This is a genomic window from Thermodesulfobacteriota bacterium (genome assembly GCA_040757775.1).
Classification (GTDB): Bacteria; Desulfobacterota; UBA8473; order UBA8473; family UBA8473; genus UBA8473.
Genome location: JBFLWQ010000011.1, coordinates 40,534 through 60,477, shown reverse-complemented (window position 1 = coordinate 60,477; position 19,944 = coordinate 40,534). Strand labels below are relative to the sequence as shown.

Below are 19,944 nucleotides of genomic sequence, written 5' to 3'. Positions count from 1 at the left end.
TGGATTCCAATACAATAGAAAAGGGGCGTTTAACAAACGCCCCTTTTCTATTTATATGCCTACTACTTCTCAAAAAGATGTTTCATATCATCCGGGTAGAGATGAGGAACGTCTACCCAGTCGCTGTATCTGAGCACCTTCCCACCCTTGACCTGGTAAAATAACACCTTCTTGGCTGTCCTGCGGTCATTAGGAGTAATGTCAAACGGGGCACCGACGTCCCATGGAGTTTTCCAATTTTTGAATGTTTCTATTGTAGCAAGGTAGTTTTTCCCGGTAAGCCCCTTATACCCATATTTCCTAAGTGTCCTCCTTGTCCACTCAAATACAAACTGGGTTGCTCTCACACCTCTGAGATAGTATTCATCCGGGTCCTTACCATGATACTTCTGGCGCATCTCGATAGCCTTCTTGATACCAGGGAGGTTCTTCTCTACCTGGGTCATGTAAGTGTACGTACACCATATGTAGCCTTCAGTATACCTGGGTCCTATCCGCCTCAGCATCTCCGCACCGGTTGTCCACGAGAAACCAGCCACTGGTATCTTACCGTGCAGTCCCAACGATTCCATATTCTTCATAAATACAGTACAAATCTGGCTCAACCCCTGCATCCATATCCAGTTCACACCTTTATCCTTGAGTCTTAATATCTGCGGGGTGAGGTCTATGGGAACAACGGGGACAAACTCCTGCCCTACCACATCTACACCGATCCTCTTCCCAAACCTCTGTCCAGGTTCCAGGGCAGCCCTTCCATATGCCGTATCAGGTCCAATAATACCGACCTTCATTGTGCCCTTTTTTCCTGCTTTATCCCATTCTGCCTTTGCCATCTTCAAAAAGGCACCAAATGAATCACCATAGCCGGGGCCATCTGTATAAATAGTTGCGGGAGGATAGAGTTGGGGGTCGCTCCCACCGTAATTGTAGGAAGCTACATTCTCTTTTTCAAGGGTCCTCTTAAAGGCTTCACCTTCAGGGGATGAGACTATCCAGAGGAATTGAATTCCTGCCCTTTGGTACCTCTTGTAGTGGGACCATGCCCTTGCCATTATATTTCCGGTTTCACCCCATACAAGCTCTACCGGGTGACCGTCGATCCCGCCTTCCTTTTCATTTGTCCATCTATAGACATCGAGCTTCGCCTCCCATACATCAGGAACGAGTATACCATAGGGACCTGTTAGATCGACAGTTCCAAAATGTTTAATTGCTGGCTTGGCTGCTTCTGTCACGGAGTTAAAAGCTAACATGGCTGCACATATCAGAGCAGTAATACCAACAAAAATTAGCTTATTAAAACTCTTTCTCATGATATATTACCTCCTTTTTCTGATGATTACTTCTTTTCTGCCTCGACCATGGTGGTCCCTACCTTCCCACTCTCGAATCTCTGTCTCAATCCGCCTGAGGGTATATCTTTAGAGATTACCACCGCTGTACCTCTTGCCTTCCACTCGGCAGTACCACTCTCTATCGCTGGCCATGCAATAGCTGCCAGTGACGGAATTTTGAGGATGGTCATAGGTACCTCAAATTCAACGGTTTCTCCTGCAGGAATGTCTATCCATACCTCCGCCGCTTTGGACTCCGGAGGAAAAAATATAATGGTTTCCTCAGAAAGCCCGAAAGACATACTGCCTAAGATAACATCAAACTTGTTAGGGTTAGTTACCGCGAAGGTAACCGTGAGATCTGCCTTTGGTACCAAAGCCAGGAGGGCATTAGCCGGTATTTCAACCGGTCCCATCTTTTTGTCCTCTCCCATGCCCATAAGCTTGAGCCATCCGCTCTTTGATTCAGCCTTAGCGAGTTTCTGTGCCATAAGAATCTTATCGCTAAGGATCTTCTCTGCTTCCATCTTCACAGCCACATTCTTTAGTTCAACCTTTAATTCCTTAGGTGGTGCCTTTTTTGCCATGCCTTTTTGTCCACCTATAGCCATAGCAGAAATACCAAAGAGAAAGATAAATGCTAATGTAACCAAAAATAACTTTTTACTCATTGTTCTCTTACCTCCTTTCTCAATTTTTGAATATCTGGGGTCAAACCCGTAATCCGCTAGAGGCGGATAATCACAAATGTCGGGGCAGACCCCAATGGTTTAATTGTTTATCCATTAATAATTGAATGGATGTAACCTGTATGAGTGTTTAAACAACTCCCATCTGTGGGCAAGTCCTCTGGGTTCAAAAATTAAAAATATTATTGCCACGGCAGCGTATACAATCAGCCCCATAGAGGAAACTATTTTGCCGCCTGACCCAGCCAGTATACTATCCAGTAAAGGCGCAACATAATTAACCCCTTCACCAAGAAGCCTGTAAGCAAAAGCACCAAAAACGCAACCCATAACAGATCCCAGCCCACCGACAATCAAAAACACTGCGTAGTAGACGGAATCGACAATGGGATAAAATTCTGTGTTGATATACGTAACATAATGGGCCCATAATGCACCGCTAATCCCCGCATAGAAATTACCAATAGCAAAGGAAAGGAGCTTATAACGGAATATGTTTATCCCCATGACCTCTGCGGCAATGTCGTTATCGCGAATTGCAACAAATGCCCTGCCCGCCTTTGTCCTTACAAGGTTTTTCAATCCTAATCCCATTATAAGCGTAACAACGGCAACCAGATAAAAGTAGCTTAAATCCGTATTAAAAACAAATCCGAATAGAACGGGGCTTGCACACTGAATACCGTCTGATCCGAAAGTCCATTTTCTTAAGACCTCATTTACCAGATAGAAGAATATAAAATGAGCAGAGATAGTTGGAATAACCATGTAAAGCCCCTTGCACCGTACTGTCGATGTCCCTATTATCAACCCATAAAGGGCAGCACCAAGACCGGCAAGAGGTAGGGCAAAGAAGAAGTTCCAACCCAGATGATGTGTAATCACGGCACACACATAGGCTCCAGCCCCGACAAAGCCACCATGTCCCAAACTGATCTGGTGAGTGTAGCCTATCAGGATCTGCAGACCCCATAAGCCTATTATTGTTGTACCGATAATTACCCCAAGGCTTAAAATGTGACCGGTAAGAAAAGGGGGGATGCTGAAAAGAAAAATCAGAAAGAGACTAAACAGCACCCAATGGGCTTTGGTACGCAGTATTGCTTTATCCTGACTATATCTTACATCAAAAACTCCACAAGGTCTTCCCTTCATTGACAATTAACCTCCTTCCGCTCGCTAGATTCTCTCTATCCTTTCCAGTCCGAAGAGCCCATACGGCCGCCAGAAACTAATAATGAACATAACAATAAAAGGGGATACTTCGGAGATTCCGCCACCTAAAATGCCAGCAAGGTAGCCTCCAACCATAGCTTGAAGTATCCCCACAGCCAGGCCACCGATTATGGCGCCAGGGAAGGATTCCAGCCCTCCGAGGAGTGCAATAATTACTCCATATACAGCAACAAAATCAAGGTCCTGACTGATCCCTTGCATTGCTCCTACAAAATATGCGGTTATGAGGAATAAGATAAGGCAAATAATCCACGTATTGGAATACACCCTTGTTATCTTTATTCCCAGATTTTCGGCAACTATAACGTCTTCAGCAGTAACCCTCATGGCAAGTCCTGGACGGGTAAATTTGAAATAAATTATCAAACCCGCAATGCTAAGACCGGATATAATTATGCACCATATCATTATCTCAGGTATCCCAATTTCACCCACAAATATCGTGGGACGACTTGCCAGCCATGAGGGGAACATTTTGGGATTACCGCCCCAGAAGAGAAATGTTGTTCCACGGAAGAAAAACCAGAGCATATCGGTAAGGATAATAGCCGCGAGAATCGGCTGCCCTATCAGGGGACGAAGGGTAACCCGTTCAATTACCCATCCAACGATGGCCGTTGAGGCAATAGTAGCCATTATAGCCAGCACGACAGGAAATTTAAGCTGAACAAGAAACATCCATGCCAAATATGCACCTATTAAAAGCAGTCCTCCGGCCGAAAGGTTGAGCACCTTGGTCGCTTTATACACCACCACAACACCAAGGGCTGCTATAGCATAGATAAGACCGGTGGCTATTCCGCTAATCATAAGCTGGATAAAGGTATTCATCTAAATTATCCCTCCAATTTATTCAACACTATACACATTAATCTCTGTCTTTATAATTCCCTTTCTACCATCTCTATAAGTTACATGCGCTTCCACACTGATAACCCCTTTATCCTGATACAGAGATTCAATTATATCTTTGTAACGATCTTCTATAAAGGTCCTCCTCAATTTCCTTGTCCTTGTCAGCTCGGCCTCATCAGGGTCAAATTCCTTATGGAGGTTAACAAATCTCTTTACACGGGCAAACTCCGGTATCTCCTTGTTGACCTTTCCAATCTCACCTTTTATCATACCAGCTACCTCTGGTTTTTGTGAAAGGTCAACGAATGTGGTATAAGCTATACGTTTCTTTTCCGCCCATTTACCAACGTTTCCGTAGTCGATATTTATCAGGGCACCGATGTAATCTCTGTCTTTACCTCCCACAACTATACAGTCCCTGATATATGGACTGAAACGCAGACGCGTCTCAATATACTGAGGGGAATACTTCTCACCACTCTTCAGATCGAGAAGTTCGTCCACCCTGTCCCAATAGATAAGGTGCCCTTCCTCGTCAAAGAAACCGGAATCTCCTGTATAATACCAGCCGTCTCTTATCTTTTCTCCCGTTGCTTCAGGATTTTTATAGTAACCCAAAAAAAGTCCTGGATTTTTTACAACGATCTCACCATCAACAATCTTTACCTCACATCCCTCGATAGGGGTTCCAACGCTGTCGTATTTAAAATCAGTGCTACTGGGGATTGTTACAAGGCTTGCCTCAGTAGAGCCATAGATATTCTTGAGATTTAAGCCCAAGGCGTGGAAGAATCGAATAATATCAGGGCTTACCGCTGCCCCTGCAGTATAGCCAACCCTGGTTCTGGCAAACCCCATCCTGTGGCGTAATGACCGGAGTGCGATAAGGTTGGCAAAAAGATACAACCCCCTCCATAAAAGATTGGGTTTGGTCTTCTTTTCTGCGAACTTGTTCATCCAATGGCCAATCTTCATTGCTATATTGAACAACAGTCTTTTCCACCGTAAAGTGTCAGCGATCTTTACCTGGATCTCAGAAACCAGATTTTCCCATAAGCGAGCACTGTAAAAAAGGATTTGGGGGCCCAGGTCTACGATATCTTCCTGCACCGTTTCAGCCTCTTCAGGAAAACTGACACACAGAGCCCCATCCAGCCCTGAGGCTATACCAAGAAATTGCTCTGCTGCCCATGCCGGTGACACATAGGATAGATATTCATCAGTCTCATACCAGGGGTCTATAGATCGGATCCCACGGCCGAAGAATATGACACTGTTATGGGTCATCATAGCTGCTTTGGGAAGTCCGGTCGTCCCTGAGGTATAACAAAAACAGGCTATATCACTCCCCTTCCCTTGCCTTACATTTTCTTCAAAGAGACCCGGATGGTCCACCTCGTACTTCTTTCCCAGTTCTTCCAACCCTTCAAAGCTTAAAAGGATGGGATCCTCATATGACCAGAGTCCTCTATGGTCCCAGTATATTACTTTTTTGACATTGGGTATCTCATTTTTGTCCTTCAGATTCAGGAGTTTATCACACTGTTCCTGGTCTTCTGCAAAGACGAATACGGCATCTGAATGGTTGACATAGTACTTCACCTCGTCATCCATGGAATCAACAAAAATCCCTATAGCTGCTCCACCTGCTGATTGAACGGCTAATTCAGCCCAGTAGTACTGGGGGCCGTTATCTCCTATTATGCATACCTTGTCCCCCCGTTTCAAACCCAGGCTGACTAACCCCAGAGAGCACCATTTCACATGTTCGTAGTAAATCTTCCATGTATATGTAAGCCATAACCCAAAATCCTTCTTGCGCATAGCTACTTTTTTATCGCCATATCTCAGGTAGTTTCTCAACATCAATTTCGGAAGGGTATCCATGTCCTTATCAATATTCATACCTTTCTCCTTCAACAAAAAATCCCTTTAACCAAGCCACCTCTTTCTTCTCTTGTAGTGCTTAATAGTTTTATAGCTCTTCTTTTCCCCAACTTCAGTGAGTCCCATGTAAAACTCTTTAATGTCCTCATTCTCCAGCAGCTTGGGACCAGTATCATCCAATACTACCCGCCCGTTTTCCATTACATAGCCATAATCTGCAATCTGGAGGGCTGCTCTGGCATTCTGTTCTACAACCAGAAGGGATATCTTCTCCTCTTTATTCAGTCTTTCTATGATATTGTATATTTCTTTAACCAGCATGGGAGCCAATCCCAAAGAGGTTTCATCCAGTAGCATCAATTTAGGACGAGACATAAGCCCCCGTCCAACCACGAGCTGTTGCTGCTCACCACCTGAAAGATAGCCTGCTGTTTGATTACGGACATCCTTTAACCTCGGAAAGAATTCGTATATCTTGTCTATATCCCTCTTTAACTCCCCCCTGGTGGGGTTTCTCCCTATAGCACCAGCTATCAGATTCTCCTCTGCCGTAAGTTGTTCCAGAGTCCGTCTGCCTTCCATTATCTGAACGATCCCCATATCCACTATGGCTTTGGTTCTCAGTCCATCAATCCTTACACCATTATACTCGATAGAGCCATCAGTAACCCTCCCCTCCTCCGGATATAGCATACCTGATATGGCCTTGAGGGTAGTACTTTTACCTGCCCCATTGGCGCCCAATAATGAAATAATCTGTCCCTCAGGTACCTCTATGGTAACTCCTCTCAGTACGAGAATGACATTTTGATATTTTACTTCGATGTTGTTTAATACAAGCATCTATATACCTCCGTTACTAGTACTCTTCCTCTCCCAGATATGCCTTGATAACTGCTTGATTATTCTTTATTTCATCAGGGGTACCCTCGGCAATCTTCTTTCCCCAGTCCAGGGCTATAACCCTGTCAGAAATATCCATTACCACATCCATCTCATGTTCCACAAGGACGATAGCCGGTGATTCCTTTATTACGGTCTCCAATTTTGCCTCTTTGATATCCAGGACATATCTGGCCATATCTTCCTTCTCCTCCATATTCATCCCAGCCATGGGTTCATCAAGGAGGAGTACCTTTGGCTCCATAGCCAGAGCTCGCCCTAGTTCCACTCTTTTTCGGACTCCATAGGGGAGTACACCTACACGCTGATGTCTATAAGACTCTAGTTCCAGGAAGTCCATTATATATTCTACTTGTTCTCTATGTTCAATCTCGGTCTTTAATGCCGGACCAAAGTACAAAAACCCAGAGAGGAGGTTCTGCTTCATCATGATATGTCTGCCTGACAGCAGATTATCTACGGTGGATAGTCCTGTATAGAGGGCAAGGTTCTGAAACGTTCTCGCGATCCCCATGGCAGCGATCTTGTTGGGCTTAAAGTTATTAATCCTCTTTCCTCTAAAATATATATTTCCCTTTTGAGGACGATAAAACCCGGATATGGAGTTGAGAATGGATGTCTTCCCAGAGCCATTTGGACCAATAAGGGCTAATATTTGATCCTTCTTAATATCTACGTTCACTCCTGCTAGTGCTTGTACTCCTCCGAATGATAAATAAGTATCCTCTAAACTTAAAATAACTCTATTCTCTTGCATAGCTATTACACCTGACTTTTTGTTTTTTGAATAAAATATCTAAACCAAATTAAAATTTAAAACTATATTGATTGATGCAATCGATTTTATTTCCTTTAGATAAGACACCAGATACATGGTTTATTCTCATGGAATTGGAACAATAAAAAATAATTTAATTGGAGCGAAAAACGTTTTTTGAGGCAAGGGGATTAAGATTTTACAGGAATAGGCTCTGCTGGATCAAATCAGATTTTATACCAGGAAACATAAGTCATATAACAGAAACCCCTGTCTTTTCAAAACTAAAAAATGAATGAAGGCTTACTCAAGATGGGTAACTAGATTTTGGCTTTTATCATAGCAGTATCTATCCTGTCAAGAAAATAATAAAATTAATCTATATATTCCTGTATCCAATTTGATTGTCAAGCCCTGTCAGGCAACAGTCATTTAACTGGTTTACCTTTTTCAATCTTTTATCCAAGGGTTCCAGCTTCTTTACCTCTCATAATCTTCCTAAAAAACTCACTTTCAATAGTTAACCTATCTATATTATCCTCTTTTATAACTCCTACTTTTGGAAGAGATTCTGGATAGATATGCAAAAGCTGGTCGATTAACATTCTGTTCAGACTATGCCTTTTAATGGAGTCAAAAGACCAGCCACCTGCAAGTGCCATAACCATCTCTTTTCCCCCTGTTGAAAAGATTTCCGCCATAATTGATATAACAATAGTATGGTCCGATATACAGGCAATTTCTGCTTTATTCAAAGCATACCTGTTACCATTAAAAGAGACAGCAACCCCTCCGCCTTTTTTTACCATATCTAATGCATGGGCATCTGTAATACTATCTCCTATATACATCACATCCTGGAGATCGTTTCCTGTCGTTTTGAGGCTATGTAGTATGGCATTAGCCTTTTCAATACCACCAACGGGATTTATCTCCTTTAACATCTCCCCTGATTTCATGGAGAGAATATCTTCCCAGAAGAATCCATCTAGTCTTTTTACTGCTTCTTTCACCTCATCCGGGAGACCATCGAAATCCCCAACATCTGCAGGAATTTCTAGTTTAGCCAACGAATCTATTTCTTTATGGATTTCTTTCAGTCTTATAATTTCATGAGATTCTATTATATACTTATCTAAATCGAGCTTGGTACAATAGACGTGTTTTCTATCAAAACCTATGTAATCACAGAGGGCATTTAAGTAAGGCTCATAACTCGTACTGATTATGAAAGATGGCATCCTGCTGCCAATATATTCCAATGTGGCGTCTGCCCCTGGAACAATGATTATATTCTTGGCACTGTATTCCTTAATAGCCCCATTTGAAGCCCCATATGCCTTCAGAAACGGCAAAATCAATTTAAGGGTGTCTCCAGCCTTATACCCTGGCCTCTTCACTATGTCCGCAAGGATATCATCGTATTTACTTATCTGGGCAAAAAAACGATCTCCATTGGGTATAAAGTGTTTCGTCAATTCATAAGCATTATCATTTAACGATATGGGGCCTTCACAATCTGTAATGAACTGCCTTGCTTTCATAGGTAAGCTTCTATCTCCTTATTTAAACATAGCCCATCTTTTATCGTCTCATTTCCCATAAATAATCTTTTATTCTCAAGCCTTATCCTACCCTCCGCAAACGCTTCGACTGTTTTGATTAAAAGAGGTTGCTCTCTTATAAACCCTTGTCTTCTGATTTCCATAAAAAGTTCATTACTTTCACCATCCTCTCTCATAATCTGGGTAAGACTTTTGGTCTTTAACCTTTTGTTTAAGTTGTTCCAAATCTTATCGAATACAGGACCTTTGACAGGAAAGGTGCAGTACGTAACTGGAGGGCCTTCATCCAGTTTGCTTGTTACCAGATGTATCATAACCCCTGTTGCATCTGCTTTCAAATCTATCAGCTTCCATATTACTTCCTGCCATGTGCCAGACGGGCCGCCAGGTGCCGCTGGATGAAGGTTTATCATGTCCAGTTCCTCACACATCTTACTGCTGACTACCAGCATATAACCAGCCAAAACATTTAAGTCGGTTGTATAGTTAGTTAGCCTTTTTATAATCTTATTATCATACTTTCTCCTCCACTTCTCCAAAACAACAGGATCAGTTATCCCCGCTCTTCTCATATCGGGTTTAAAGTTTTTCGAAGAGTAACAAATTAAATCAATACCATAATCTTCCACCATCTTCAAAAACCGATCGCTTTCTTCACTTTCCCCTAATGCCCTGTTACAAAATACAAAGGATAGAGTAGCCTTCATCTTACCCAACTTCATAGAGTTATAGATTGTTCTTAACAGGTCTCTTGCAGCCTTATCACGGCCAGTAGAGAACCATCCAATTTTAAAGACCATAAAGCTATTGTCTCCTTCGGGGAATAAGAGAAAAACCCTCGCCTTTTGCGCCACAAGGGTTCGAGGAGTCAAGGATTCCAGGGTTCGAGAGTAGTAAAGAAAAAAATCTCTCTTGATCACTTAACTCCTTTCCGCCTCTGGCGGACTTAAACCTTTAAGCCTCGATCCTATCGGGGTAGTTGACTTTATATAGGAAGTTGAAGGAAAAGTCAATATCTTGAAGATTCGAGGATTTATCATTGACTATGTATCTTTGATGTGATAATTCATTAACTAATCTGGATCCATGGGGTTAAGGGTTCAAGGATTCAAGTGAAATACGAGACTCCATGAACCCTCTAATCCGCTTTCCCTAATATTGGAGTTTAAGCAAGACAGTGCTTAAAAAGAGCGTAAAATACTTCTCAACCCTATTTATAATAATATTTTTCTCCTCTTGTGCTACCGTTGATCTTTCAAAGCCCCCCCCTTTGAAAGAATCTCCGATAACAGAGACAGAAAAAGCCAGCTCATTGGCATATTATCATTTTTCTCGAGCTCAACTTTTCGAAAATGAAGAAAATATAGATTCTGCCATAGAAGAATACAAACTGGCTTTAAATTATGATATGGATTCCCCTGCCTTAAGAATATACCTGGCGATTATCTATATAAAAAAGGGGCTTTTAAAGGATGCGATTCACCAGTGCCAAACTGTAATTGCCAGTCACCCAGAATATTCACCCGCTCGTTTACTTTTAGGGGGGTTATATTCTAGTACCGGCAATGAACATGCAGCTATCAATGAGTATGAAACCGTAGTCAAAATTGACCCTAAAAACAAAGAGGCTTACTTTTTCCTGAGTGCTTTGTATCTCAAGGTTAAAGAACACGAGAAGTCCATCTCTTCCCTGAAGAAGCTACTTGAGATTGATCCAGATTCTGCGATGGCTAATTACTATCTGGGAAGAGTATACGCTGAGATAAAATTCTTTAAAGAAGCTGAAAAATACTATCATAAAGCTTTAATGCTTAAACCAGATTTTGGTGCTGCCTTAATCGAACTAGGCACAATTTATGAGTTTCAGGGAGAAAATAAAGGGGCGATTGAAATATATGAAAAGATATTAAAGATTAACCCTTCTGATTCTTCTGTCTTAACACGCCTTGGCCATTTATACATTAAACAAGAGAAATTAGATAAAGCTATAGAAACGTTCGAAAAGTTAAAGAAGCTAGATATTAATAATAAGGATGTCGGTATAAAAATAGGGTTGATCTATCTTGAGCAAAAGAAATATGAAGAGGCTATAAAAGAATTTAATCTTATCCTGGGTGTTGATCCTAATTTTCATAAGGCTAGATATTATTTGGCTGCTACTTACGAAGAAAAAGGAGAACTGGAAAGAGCAATCGAGGAGTTTAAAAAGGTACCTTTGGATTCAGAACTTTTTCCTGATTCACAGATCAACATAGGGTATATCCTTGAAGAAAAACAAAAGAATTCCAAAAAAGCTGTCGAAGTTATTAAAGAAGCCATTGAAAAAAAAGGGGGCAACGTTAAATTATATGAGTTCCTGGCATCCCTGTTTGAAAAGGGCCATGATTATAAAAACAGTATTGATGCATTAAAGAAGGCATTGGAATTGAAACCAGATGATATAAATCTCCACTATAACCTTGGCATTCTTTATGATAAAGCTGGAAACATTGAAAAAGGCATAGAGGAGATGAGAGAAGTCTTAAAACTGGATCCTAAAAATGCCAATGCTTTAAACTATATTGGATACAACTATGCTGATAAAGGTATAAATCTAGACGAGGCAGAAGAATTAATAAAGAAGGCATTAGAGATAAAACCTGAAGACGGCTATATTACAGACAGCCTTGGTTGGGTTTATTATAAAAAAGGGAAAATTGATGAAGCCATTAAAGAGTTGGAGAAAGCTATTAAGTTAGTACCTAAAGATCCAATAATTGCTGAACATCTCGGCGATGCGTACCTTAAAAATAGTAAAAAAGATAGGGCATTGGCTATGTATGAAAAGGCCCTGAAGTTAGATTTAAATAAGAAACTATTGAAAGAAAAGATTAAGGCGCTAAAGGAAAGCAAATAATAGGGATAAAAACAAATTTGATGGTCTCGTAAAAAGCCATGTTTTGTCATTCCGAGGAGCGCAAGCAACGAGGAATCTTTAATAATATCAGATTTCTCGTCCACCAGAGGCGGACTCGAAATGACATAGGAATCGGTTTTCGATTTTTTACGAACACATCAAATTTAAATCCCGAAAAGGTGGATTTTTAATATATTCAAAACTATCTTCAAGTTCAGTATTCTTCTCATCTTTTCTGTCTCTATTTTGACTGGCTGTACCGGTCTGAGACATTCCAGATTCCCAGTTAAACCATTAAGCTCTCCAGATGATATACTAAAAAAAATAGCGATCAGGGAAAGGGAGATTAAAGATTTAAAAGGAATAGCAAAGGTAACAATAACGAATGCAGATAAAAATTATCATCTTAAAGAGGTTATTATTGTTCAAAAACCATCATCATTGCGGATGGAAACATTGGGGTTCTTTGGTCAGCCATTGTTTTTTTTAACAGCAAAAGACAACCATCTGTCCATTTTATCTCTGTCAGAGAATAAGCTTTATAAGGGCGAACTTACTCCAGAGAATCTCTCAATTGTATTTCCCCTGTATTTAAAATCAAAAGACCTGTTTTCTATACTGCTGGGTAGTACCCCGTTGATTGATCATATTGATATGGACATTGGAATTGTTCAAGAAGAGAATCTCTACCTTGTGAGGGCTTTCCAACAGGGAGGGATTACAAGGCAATCTATATGGGTTGAGCCTCTAAATTTTTCTATAATCAAAAGCGAGATCTACGATTCGTCAGGGAATTCTCTTCTAAAAGTTAAGTTCGACAACTATAAGACGATAAATGGTCTCTTGTTTCCTATGTCTACCACTATTTTATTACCTTCAGGCAGGGGCACGATGCGCCATGCCCCTACTAAAATAGAGATCGATTACAGTGACCTGGAAATAAATACTGGTATAAACCGGAACAGTTTTGATCTGGATGCTCCACCGGGTGTAACGATAGTCTATCTGGACTAAATAGATGAACAGTATTGGCTCCGTTTTAGAAGAGACTCTGAGAAAGCTGAAATATAACACCAAATTAAAAGAACACCTTGTTTTGGAAGTTTGGGATGAGGTAGTCGGAGAATATGTTGCAAAACAAACTCAACCAAAGAGCATCAAGGATAACAAACTTTTCGTGAGGGTCTCAACACTTGTCTGGATACGCCAGTTAGAATCTCTGAAACAAATGATAATAGAACGCTTGAATAGAAGAGTAGAAAAAGGAGTGGTAAAAGATATACAGTTCAGCCTCGGTGAAATTCTTAACCCCAAAGGTCTAAAGGCTATGGTTAGCTATAAAAAACGGTTAGATATAGAGGTAGATAATCCGTCAGAGGCGGATCTGGAAAGCATAAAGAAGGATTTAATTCATATAAGAGACCCTGAAACCCGGGATATTCTTTTGCGCACAATGATTAAGGATGCTAAACTTCGAAGCTCTCGGGAGGATCAGAAATTGGAATCCCATTCAGATCATGAGTAAAAAGGGGTTCCAGTATTTTTAACCCCGCACCCCTACCCTTGGAGGCCTCTACCAGAACAAGCTTTCCTTGAGACTTTATGTTAGGGTAGACAATCTGTAATTTTTTAGGTTCAAGTACAGTTTCCCTGAGATTGTACATCAGGTCTCCAAGTCTGACAACAGGAAAGATAAGATACACTTTACCTTTTGGTTTTACTAAGTATCTTGCAATTGTTAATGTATCCTGTAAAGAGCATTTGATCTCATGCCGGGCTATGGCTTTTTGATAATCCGGGTTAATCCTTCCAGAATTTACCTTTCGATAAGGTGGATTGCTGAACACTATATCGAAAGACTCTGCCTTAAATAATTCCTTTAGATTGTTTATATTTTCATGGATGATTGTAACCCTTTTGGAAAGATCGTTTAACCCCACACTTCTGTTTGCCATTTCAGCCATATCCTTCTGAATTTCAACCCCTACTATCCTATTAATTTTGGTTTTGTGAGCTAATAAAATGGGTATTATGCCACATCCGGTACCCAGATCGATGATAGATTCAACTTTAGGGACACCAACAAAATTTGCAAGGAGTATAGCATCGATAGAAAATCGGTATCCGCCTCTTTTTTGAATGATCTTTAAATCTCCATCAAGCAAATCATCAAGGGTTTCGTCATCTTTGATAACTTGATAAGGTTTTTGCATGACAGGCCCTTAAAAAAGGCAGGTATTAATCAGGCATTACCCCCAGGAGACTGTTAATTACCAATCCAGAAGGAAGTTTCGGGTAAAAAAAAGTAGATTTTTGAGGCATCCTTACTCGTTCGCAGGCAGCTTCATTAACCTGTCCAACCCTGGTTGGGTTCATCAAAAAAACCAGCTGATATTTGTCCTTTTTAACTAATTCTATAGCTTCATCACCGTCTTCAATGAAATCAACATTTTTCTGATTTTCCATATTTCGATCGCTAATACCCAAAATACCATTTAGGATAAATGCCTGCAGGATGTTAACGTCCAGCCCTCTAAGAACAGGTATAATCTTATCCATAACCCGTGAATTCAAAAGGTCTTCATTTTTCATGGTTAAAAGACTGAAGTAATTTGTGTCTTTCACATAAACACCAAAGGTGTGCTTTGATTGTCCACGCTTTTCCAGTTCTGCAAATAACTCTCCTCTAATCCACAAATCGTTGCTGCCGTTAAACACAAAATCCTCCACATGGAAATATTCTTCAGCCTTCTTGTAGAAAAGGTCCAGATTAAAATCATTTAGGTTATACACAAGACGGTGAGTGGGTAGAATTACTAACCCGTCATCATCCATATTTGACAGGTACATCATTACATAGTTGTAAGCCTCGTTACCGTTAAATCTCCTGTTTTTCTCTCTCATTTGAATAGAATAATTGAGGGCAGTTTCGTACCTATGGTGGCCATCAGCGATAAATAAGGGCAACTCTTTTATTGCATCGGTTATCTTATGTATAATCTCTTTATCATGTATTTTCCATAACTGATGTCTTGTTTTTTTGTCATCAAAGAAATCGATAAATGGAGAAACAGGCTGTCTTCTTTCAATAATCCTATCTATCTTTTTTTCAGGATCAGAATACAGAGAGAATATCGGGCTCAGGTTTGCATTGCAGGATTCCATCAATTTTAGTCTGTCGGCTTTGGGGCCTGTCATAGTCTTTTCATGAGGCAGCACCACCCCACTGCTAAAATCCTCCAGCTTTACAAGTGCGATAAAACCCGTTCTTGTCCTTCTTTGTTCCTTCCTTAAGGTAAATTCTTGTTGATAATAATATATGGATGGAAGATCATCCCTCACCAGAATGTTCTCTTCCTGCCATGTTTTTAAGTAATCAGCAGACCTGGTATATTTATCTGTCCTATCATTATCTCCGGGAAGGTCTTTCCCTAAATCCAAACGAATTATATTGTTAGGATGCCTCTGATAGTATTTTTCCTGTTCTTCTTTTGTAATAACATCATAGGGAGGAGTAACAATCAGTGATACATCGCCTATCTTTTCCTGATTATAGAAGATCCCTCTGAATGGTGCTAAGATCGCCATAGATATTCTGTTCCCTTCTTCATTATTGCTCATTTCGAGGATTCCAGTACCTGAGAGCAATAAAGAAAAGATTTTCCCTTGATCACTTGACCCCTTTCCACCTCTGGCGGACTTGAACCCTCAAGTCATCCCGACAAATCGGGATGGTAGTTGACTTCAACTATCTCTGTTCCAAATAATACCTAATGCCATCAACGGGGATAAAGTATTTACCCCTTGCCTCATCATGGGCTACATATTTCGCCAACTCGTAGTAAGCAGGTCTGTTAAACCTGGCGTCGAACCTTTTATCCTTCACTCTACAGTATAAAACGTTATCTCTGCCGATCCAAAGGGTATCTAACCGTAAGGGTTCTTCACTTCCATCATTCAGGACTACTTTGAAAATATCCTGAAAGTCCACTTTCTTTACGACAAAGGGGGTATCTTCAACATCAAGATAACACTTCTCGTTATTTATGTGAAGCAGGTATCTTCCGCCAGACTCCTTTATAAGGTGTTTATTGAAATAAAGATAGATGTCTCTGCGTATAACCTGGGCCCCCTTATAATACCAGTTTCCCTCTTTATCGATCCTGATATTACAGGGGGGAATCTCTCTCATATTAATTTAAATATCTCCTTTAATAATAATTAGTTATACCAAAATGCTAAAGTGACTTCTATCATTATTTACTGCATTTAGTAGGGCATTATCATGCAAAATATTCCCCCTATTTCAACCTCCAAACGGTATGATAATGGGATAATTTTGTCAAGAAAAAATGAGTTTATTACAACGGTTAATTCGTCAGGAAAACCCTTGACAGCGGTTGGCTCTCTGATATATTTTTAGGTATAAACCATTTAGTCATTGAATGGAGGGTAATATGGATCTAAAAAAGGTAAAGATAGACATACCAGAAGGGTGCAATGTAGTCCTGGGACAAACCCATTTTATCAAAACAACCGAGGACCTTTATGAGGTAATGGTAAACACAGTGCCATCGGCCAGGTTTGGGATAGCCTTCTCAGAGGCCTCTGGCCCCTGCCTGATAAGGTCAGAAGGAAACGATGAGCTACTTAAAAAAACTGCTCTGGAGATCTCCGCTAAGATTGATTGCGGGCACACCTTTACAGTGGTAATGAAAGACGCCTATCCTATCAATGTCCTCAATGCTATTAAGATGTGCCCGGAGGTCTGTTCTATCCACTGTGCCACAGCCAACCCCATAGAGGTAATAGTCATAGAAACCGGGCAAGGAAGAGGTATAATGGGGGTAATAGATGGCTTTAAATCAAAAGGTGCGGAAGGAGATGCCGATAAATCGGCAAGGAAAGAACTCCTGAGAAAGATTGGGTATAAACTGTAGGGGTTGTAACTATTCAGGTAGGCAGAAAGGGAAAATAGGCAAGATAACTTTGTGCCTCTGTGCCTTTGCCCCTATGAACCTGAGTATTTTCACTCCCATTCACCGACTAATATGAAAGGTGCCCAGAAGAAAGGGTGAGTGGTGCTGGTTTGAACTTTCTTGCCACGTTCTACTATCTCCACGCCACGGCTTAAATCATCTGATATTAAATTTTGATTTTTTAATTCCAGTTTAGCCAATCTGAGAGCTTCTTCCTTGGACTTTCCGTTTTTAAGGTGTGTATAGAAGCTCTTCATTAAGACTGATGTGGAATTAGATTCCACGCTCCAAAGACTAACGATGACCGATTTGGATCCTGCAAGTATGAATGCACGGCTTAGCCCTATGACACCCTCCCCGGCAATTTCTTTTCCAAGCGCCGTCTTGCATGCCGATAGTACAACAGCATCGGCATTCAGTTTTAATTCCAGAATTTCACTCATTTTAAGGAACCCGTCATCAGGATTGCGGTTTCCCGGCTGAGTAAGGACCAGCGCAGGCTCCAGGATATAAGGAATATCACCGCTCAAAAGACCGTGGGTAGCAAAATGGATAAATCGGTAACTGCCAAGATCGGCTTTTAAAAGTTCACTTTTTGAGGCGTCCATATCGAGCTTGATGTTGGAGTCATTCATTTGGTATCCGAAGAGTGTGGCGATTTTTAAGACTTCATCCCGGGTCTCTGGCAGGCGGGGCAAAGAGAAGCCGCTACGGAGCAGGGTACTGCGTAAAACAATGCTGGGAGTCTGATAAGCTGATGCCACGACTATGTTGTCGGACTTTCTCTTGGCGTAACGCACATCCGAATCCTCATAGACTGGATCACCCATTGCAAACAGAGGGCGGGAAAATTTGGGGCTCTCCTTGAACTGACGCATAGTCGCCATAACCGAGGCAGAGGGATAATAGCTTATCTTGTATTTTTCTCCCACGTATTGAATTGGATTTCCTGCTTTACCAGTCGTTAATGCCTCAAAGGGAAGCATGTTTAGCACCCCATCGGGGGTTATGATGATATTTTTGTCGGGGTCTATTCGGCTGAGAGCATCTTCAAACAACAGACGACCTAATGCCCGCCCCTTCTCTTGATCGTAAGCATCCAGTTGTCCCGGATTTTCAAGACCTCTCCGAAATTCCCTGACTTTCCGGATAAGTTCTTCCCGGCTTACAGCTATTTCGACAACCGAGGGTTGCTTACCTTTTTCTATGATCCAGAGATAGGTCTTTCCTGGATTAACCTTGTAAGCGAGAAGAATTTCGTTGCTGTGCAGCGGAATATTTCCGGCTATGACCGGCGCCGGATAGCGGATTGAAGCATAATCAGGATATTCTCTCCGTAATCTGTCAATCAGAGCATCCAGTTCGAGTTTTGATTTTTTCAGAACCTCCTGCTGTGCTTCCGACTGCCCCCCTTTTGATGACTGGATCGAATTAATGGCGTTGAGCAATCGCTCCTCCTGTTTGGCAAGTTCTCGGGGAATCCGATTGGCAAATGCACCCGTTCTGGCTTTGGAGAGCAGTTCTAAAAAAGACCGTGTTTTGGTGCTTTCTGCATAGAAGAATGCCACTTCCGAAGGGGTTAAGCCCATTTTGGTAAATCGTGGATCCGGTCGGACATCACCGGTTTCCGTTAACAGAATATCGATGGCATGTTCATAAGCGGCAATTTTATTGGCCAGGAAGAGTGATCTGAATTCCGTCGAACTCAGACTGCCTCTCAAGTCCTCAATGAATTTGATTGCGGTGTTGTAGTATAGCAACGCGTGATCATTGCGGTGCTGCTCTTCGTTTAACAGTCCCAGACCATAATTGGCGTACATCTGTTTTTCCGGGTATTGCAGATTCATGACGGCCAGGAGCCCTAACCCTTCCTTAAAAAACATGGCGGCTTCGTTGTATTTTTTCAAAGATACCAGACAGAAACCGATGTTGTTGAGGATGTCTACAATATCGGAAGTATTGTAACTTTTCCGGGCGAGTTCTAGGGCATGCTGATAATGGGTAATCGCTTCCTGATAACTCCCAAGGCCGAAAAGGGTCGTGCCCAGGGAAGAATAGACCAATTGTTTGAGCTTGTCATCCCTGTAGCTGCCGATGGTGGAAAGTGACCTGGTAAAGATATCCAGTGCCTGGGATAAACGGCCCTGCTGTGCGAGGTTTTCCCCCGTGCTGATTGCAATGAGCGGATGTACACCCTTTTGGGACTCACGACTATCCTGTAGGGCAGTCGCCAGAACCTCTTCTGCCTTTTCCGTATCCCCTATTTTTTTGTAGCACTCTGCCAGTCCAACCGTTGCCAGGACGATTCCCTCCGGGTACTGGCTGCCTTTAGCAGAGGATAACGATTGGTTATAATAGGACAGCGCCTTGTCGTATTCGTTCCGGTCAAGATATGCCTTGCCCATATGGCGGCAAACATCGGAGGTCTTTCCCCCATTATCGGAGTAAAACCTTAGCGCCTCGCGCATGGAGGACAGGAACTTGTCGAAAGAACCTTCGCGCAGGTAGTCCATGCCTTCCAGCATGAGGATATCCCCCTTGCTCTTCGTGGCGGTCATGAAGAGAGGGTGATAGTTGGCAAGACCTTCGGACTGAGTTAGCCCTCGAGTGAGGCCGCAACCGCTGGTGCAGAGGACCAGGAGAATCAACAGAGATTTTTTAACCCACATAGTTTGCCCCTATTTTAACTTGATAATTCTCTGTAGCTTGCTACAGGGTTTTTATAGTCATTCCTGCGAAAGCAGGAATCCAGAAAACTAAAAGACTGAATTCCGTGCCTATCTCGTACTCGATACGGGGTCAAGCACGGAATGACAGAATACAAAATAAGGAAAATTTAT

The 19,944-nt window shown here is 41.7% G+C and carries 17 protein-coding genes; 4 read left to right on the top strand and 13 right to left on the bottom strand.

Annotated elements, in window-relative coordinates; all coding sequences use genetic code 11:
* Positions 1-62: 62 nt before the first annotated feature.
* From AB1401_08500 to AB1401_08460, 9 genes are all read right to left on the bottom strand, one after another.
* The gene (locus AB1401_08500; GenBank protein MEW6615487.1) at positions 63-1,316 is read right to left on the bottom strand and encodes an ABC transporter substrate-binding protein; all 1,254 of its coding nucleotides are present in this window, start codon (positions 1,314-1,316) and stop codon (positions 63-65) included.
* 26 nt (positions 1,317-1,342) lie between these two features.
* Positions 1,343-2,008: a hypothetical protein gene (locus AB1401_08495; GenBank protein ID MEW6615486.1), complete on the bottom strand. Its 666-nt coding sequence runs from the start codon at positions 2,006-2,008 to the stop codon at positions 1,343-1,345.
* A gap of 114 nt (positions 2,009-2,122) precedes the next feature.
* A complete protein-coding gene (locus AB1401_08490) occupies positions 2,123-3,181 on the bottom strand; it encodes a branched-chain amino acid ABC transporter permease (protein ID MEW6615485.1) in 1,059 nt (352 codons plus the stop codon).
* A 24-nt stretch (positions 3,182-3,205) separates the two neighbouring features.
* Complete coding sequence (locus AB1401_08485; protein ID MEW6615484.1) at positions 3,206-4,093, bottom strand: branched-chain amino acid ABC transporter permease; 888 nt, start codon at positions 4,091-4,093, stop codon at positions 3,206-3,208.
* 18 nt (positions 4,094-4,111) lie between these two features.
* Positions 4,112-6,022, bottom strand: coding sequence for an AMP-binding protein (locus AB1401_08480; protein MEW6615483.1), 1,911 nt, complete (start codon positions 6,020-6,022; stop codon positions 4,112-4,114).
* 27 nt (positions 6,023-6,049) lie between these two features.
* The gene (locus tag AB1401_08475) at positions 6,050-6,847 is read right to left on the bottom strand and encodes an ABC transporter ATP-binding protein (protein MEW6615482.1); all 798 of its coding nucleotides are present in this window, start codon (positions 6,845-6,847) and stop codon (positions 6,050-6,052) included.
* A gap of 16 nt (positions 6,848-6,863) precedes the next feature.
* On the bottom strand, positions 6,864-7,664 hold the full coding sequence (locus AB1401_08470) for an ABC transporter ATP-binding protein (GenBank protein ID MEW6615481.1): 801 nt from the start codon (positions 7,662-7,664) through the stop codon (positions 6,864-6,866).
* A gap of 458 nt (positions 7,665-8,122) precedes the next feature.
* Positions 8,123-9,208 carry an HAD hydrolase family protein gene (locus AB1401_08465; protein ID MEW6615480.1) on the bottom strand — a complete coding sequence of 362 codons (1,086 nt, stop codon included), beginning with the start codon at positions 9,206-9,208 and terminating at the stop codon, positions 8,123-8,125.
* Positions 9,205-10,029, bottom strand: a complete 825-nt coding sequence (locus AB1401_08460) for a formyltransferase family protein (GenBank protein ID MEW6615479.1) — start codon at positions 10,027-10,029, stop codon at positions 9,205-9,207. The genes AB1401_08465 and AB1401_08460 overlap by 4 nt, the downstream gene beginning before the upstream one ends.
* A 377-nt stretch (positions 10,030-10,406) precedes the next feature.
* Between AB1401_08460 and AB1401_08455 the strand changes: the two genes are divergently transcribed.
* From AB1401_08455 to AB1401_08445, 3 genes are all read left to right on the top strand, one after another.
* Positions 10,407-12,125, top strand: a complete 1,719-nt coding sequence (locus AB1401_08455; protein ID MEW6615478.1) for a tetratricopeptide repeat protein — start codon at positions 10,407-10,409, stop codon at positions 12,123-12,125.
* 246 nt (positions 12,126-12,371) lie between these two features.
* Positions 12,372-13,139, top strand: coding sequence for a DUF4292 domain-containing protein (locus tag AB1401_08450; protein ID MEW6615477.1), 768 nt, complete (start codon positions 12,372-12,374; stop codon positions 13,137-13,139).
* A gap of 4 nt (positions 13,140-13,143) precedes the next feature.
* Entirely contained in the window at positions 13,144-13,650 is a 507-nt protein-coding gene (locus AB1401_08445) for a DUF721 domain-containing protein (protein MEW6615476.1), read from the top strand.
* Here the strand turns inward: AB1401_08445 and AB1401_08440 are convergent.
* The 3 genes from AB1401_08440 to AB1401_08430 form a co-directional block, all read right to left on the bottom strand.
* Positions 13,592-14,338: a tRNA1(Val) (adenine(37)-N6)-methyltransferase gene (locus AB1401_08440; protein ID MEW6615475.1), complete on the bottom strand. Its 747-nt coding sequence runs from the start codon at positions 14,336-14,338 to the stop codon at positions 13,592-13,594. The genes AB1401_08445 and AB1401_08440 overlap by 59 nt on opposite strands.
* Before the next feature lie 25 nt (positions 14,339-14,363).
* A complete protein-coding gene (locus AB1401_08435) occupies positions 14,364-15,746 on the bottom strand; it encodes a DUF1015 domain-containing protein (GenBank protein ID MEW6615474.1) in 1,383 nt (460 codons plus the stop codon).
* Positions 15,747-15,873: 127 nt separating this feature from the next.
* Positions 15,874-16,317 carry a DUF1285 domain-containing protein gene (locus AB1401_08430; protein MEW6615473.1) on the bottom strand — a complete coding sequence of 148 codons (444 nt, stop codon included), beginning with the start codon at positions 16,315-16,317 and terminating at the stop codon, positions 15,874-15,876.
* 265 nt (positions 16,318-16,582) lie between these two features.
* Here AB1401_08430 and AB1401_08425 point away from each other — a divergent pair, with 265 nt between their 5' ends.
* Complete coding sequence (locus AB1401_08425) at positions 16,583-17,065, top strand: adenosine-specific kinase (GenBank protein ID MEW6615472.1); 483 nt, start codon at positions 16,583-16,585, stop codon at positions 17,063-17,065.
* A gap of 89 nt (positions 17,066-17,154) precedes the next feature.
* Here AB1401_08425 and AB1401_08420 read toward each other — a convergent pair whose 3' ends face one another.
* The gene (locus tag AB1401_08420) at positions 17,155-19,617 is read right to left on the bottom strand and encodes a CHAT domain-containing tetratricopeptide repeat protein (GenBank protein ID MEW6615471.1); all 2,463 of its coding nucleotides are present in this window, start codon (positions 19,615-19,617) and stop codon (positions 17,155-17,157) included.
* Positions 19,618-19,944 lie beyond the last annotated feature (327 nt).

What these genes read in the sequence shown, in the direction of transcription:
- AB1401_08500 (MEW6615487.1), bottom strand. Translation starts at nt 1,316, where the DNA reads ATGAGAAAGAGTTTTAATAAGCTAATTTTTGTTGGTATTACTGCTCTG.
- AB1401_08470 (MEW6615481.1), bottom strand. Translation starts at nt 7,664, where the DNA reads ATGCAAGAGAATAGAGTTATTTTAAGTTTAGAGGATACTTATTTATCA.
- AB1401_08440 (MEW6615475.1), bottom strand. Translation starts at nt 14,338, where the DNA reads ATGCAAAAACCTTATCAAGTTATCAAAGATGACGAAACCCTTGATGAT.
- AB1401_08445 (MEW6615476.1), top strand. Translation starts at nt 13,144, where the DNA reads ATGAACAGTATTGGCTCCGTTTTAGAAGAGACTCTGAGAAAGCTGAAA.
- AB1401_08460 (MEW6615479.1), bottom strand. Translation starts at nt 10,029, where the DNA reads ATGGTCTTTAAAATTGGATGGTTCTCTACTGGCCGTGATAAGGCTGCA.
- AB1401_08420 (MEW6615471.1), bottom strand. Translation starts at nt 19,617, where the DNA reads ATGGACTACCTGCGCGAAGGTTCTTTCGACAAGTTCCTGTCCTCCATG.
- AB1401_08465 (MEW6615480.1), bottom strand. Translation starts at nt 9,208, where the DNA reads ATGAAAGCAAGGCAGTTCATTACAGATTGTGAAGGCCCCATATCGTTA.
- AB1401_08480 (MEW6615483.1), bottom strand. Translation starts at nt 6,022, where the DNA reads ATGAATATTGATAAGGACATGGATACCCTTCCGAAATTGATGTTGAGA.
- AB1401_08490 (MEW6615485.1), bottom strand. Translation starts at nt 3,181, where the DNA reads ATGAAGGGAAGACCTTGTGGAGTTTTTGATGTAAGATATAGTCAGGAT.
- AB1401_08475 (MEW6615482.1), bottom strand. Translation starts at nt 6,847, where the DNA reads ATGCTTGTATTAAACAACATCGAAGTAAAATATCAAAATGTCATTCTC.
- AB1401_08485 (MEW6615484.1), bottom strand. Translation starts at nt 4,093, where the DNA reads ATGAATACCTTTATCCAGCTTATGATTAGCGGAATAGCCACCGGTCTT.
- AB1401_08435 (MEW6615474.1), bottom strand. Translation starts at nt 15,746, where the DNA reads ATGAGCAATAATGAAGAAGGGAACAGAATATCTATGGCGATCTTAGCA.
- AB1401_08495 (MEW6615486.1), bottom strand. Translation starts at nt 2,008, where the DNA reads ATGAGTAAAAAGTTATTTTTGGTTACATTAGCATTTATCTTTCTCTTT.
- AB1401_08430 (MEW6615473.1), bottom strand. Translation starts at nt 16,317, where the DNA reads ATGAGAGAGATTCCCCCCTGTAATATCAGGATCGATAAAGAGGGAAAC.
- AB1401_08425 (MEW6615472.1), top strand. Translation starts at nt 16,583, where the DNA reads ATGGATCTAAAAAAGGTAAAGATAGACATACCAGAAGGGTGCAATGTA.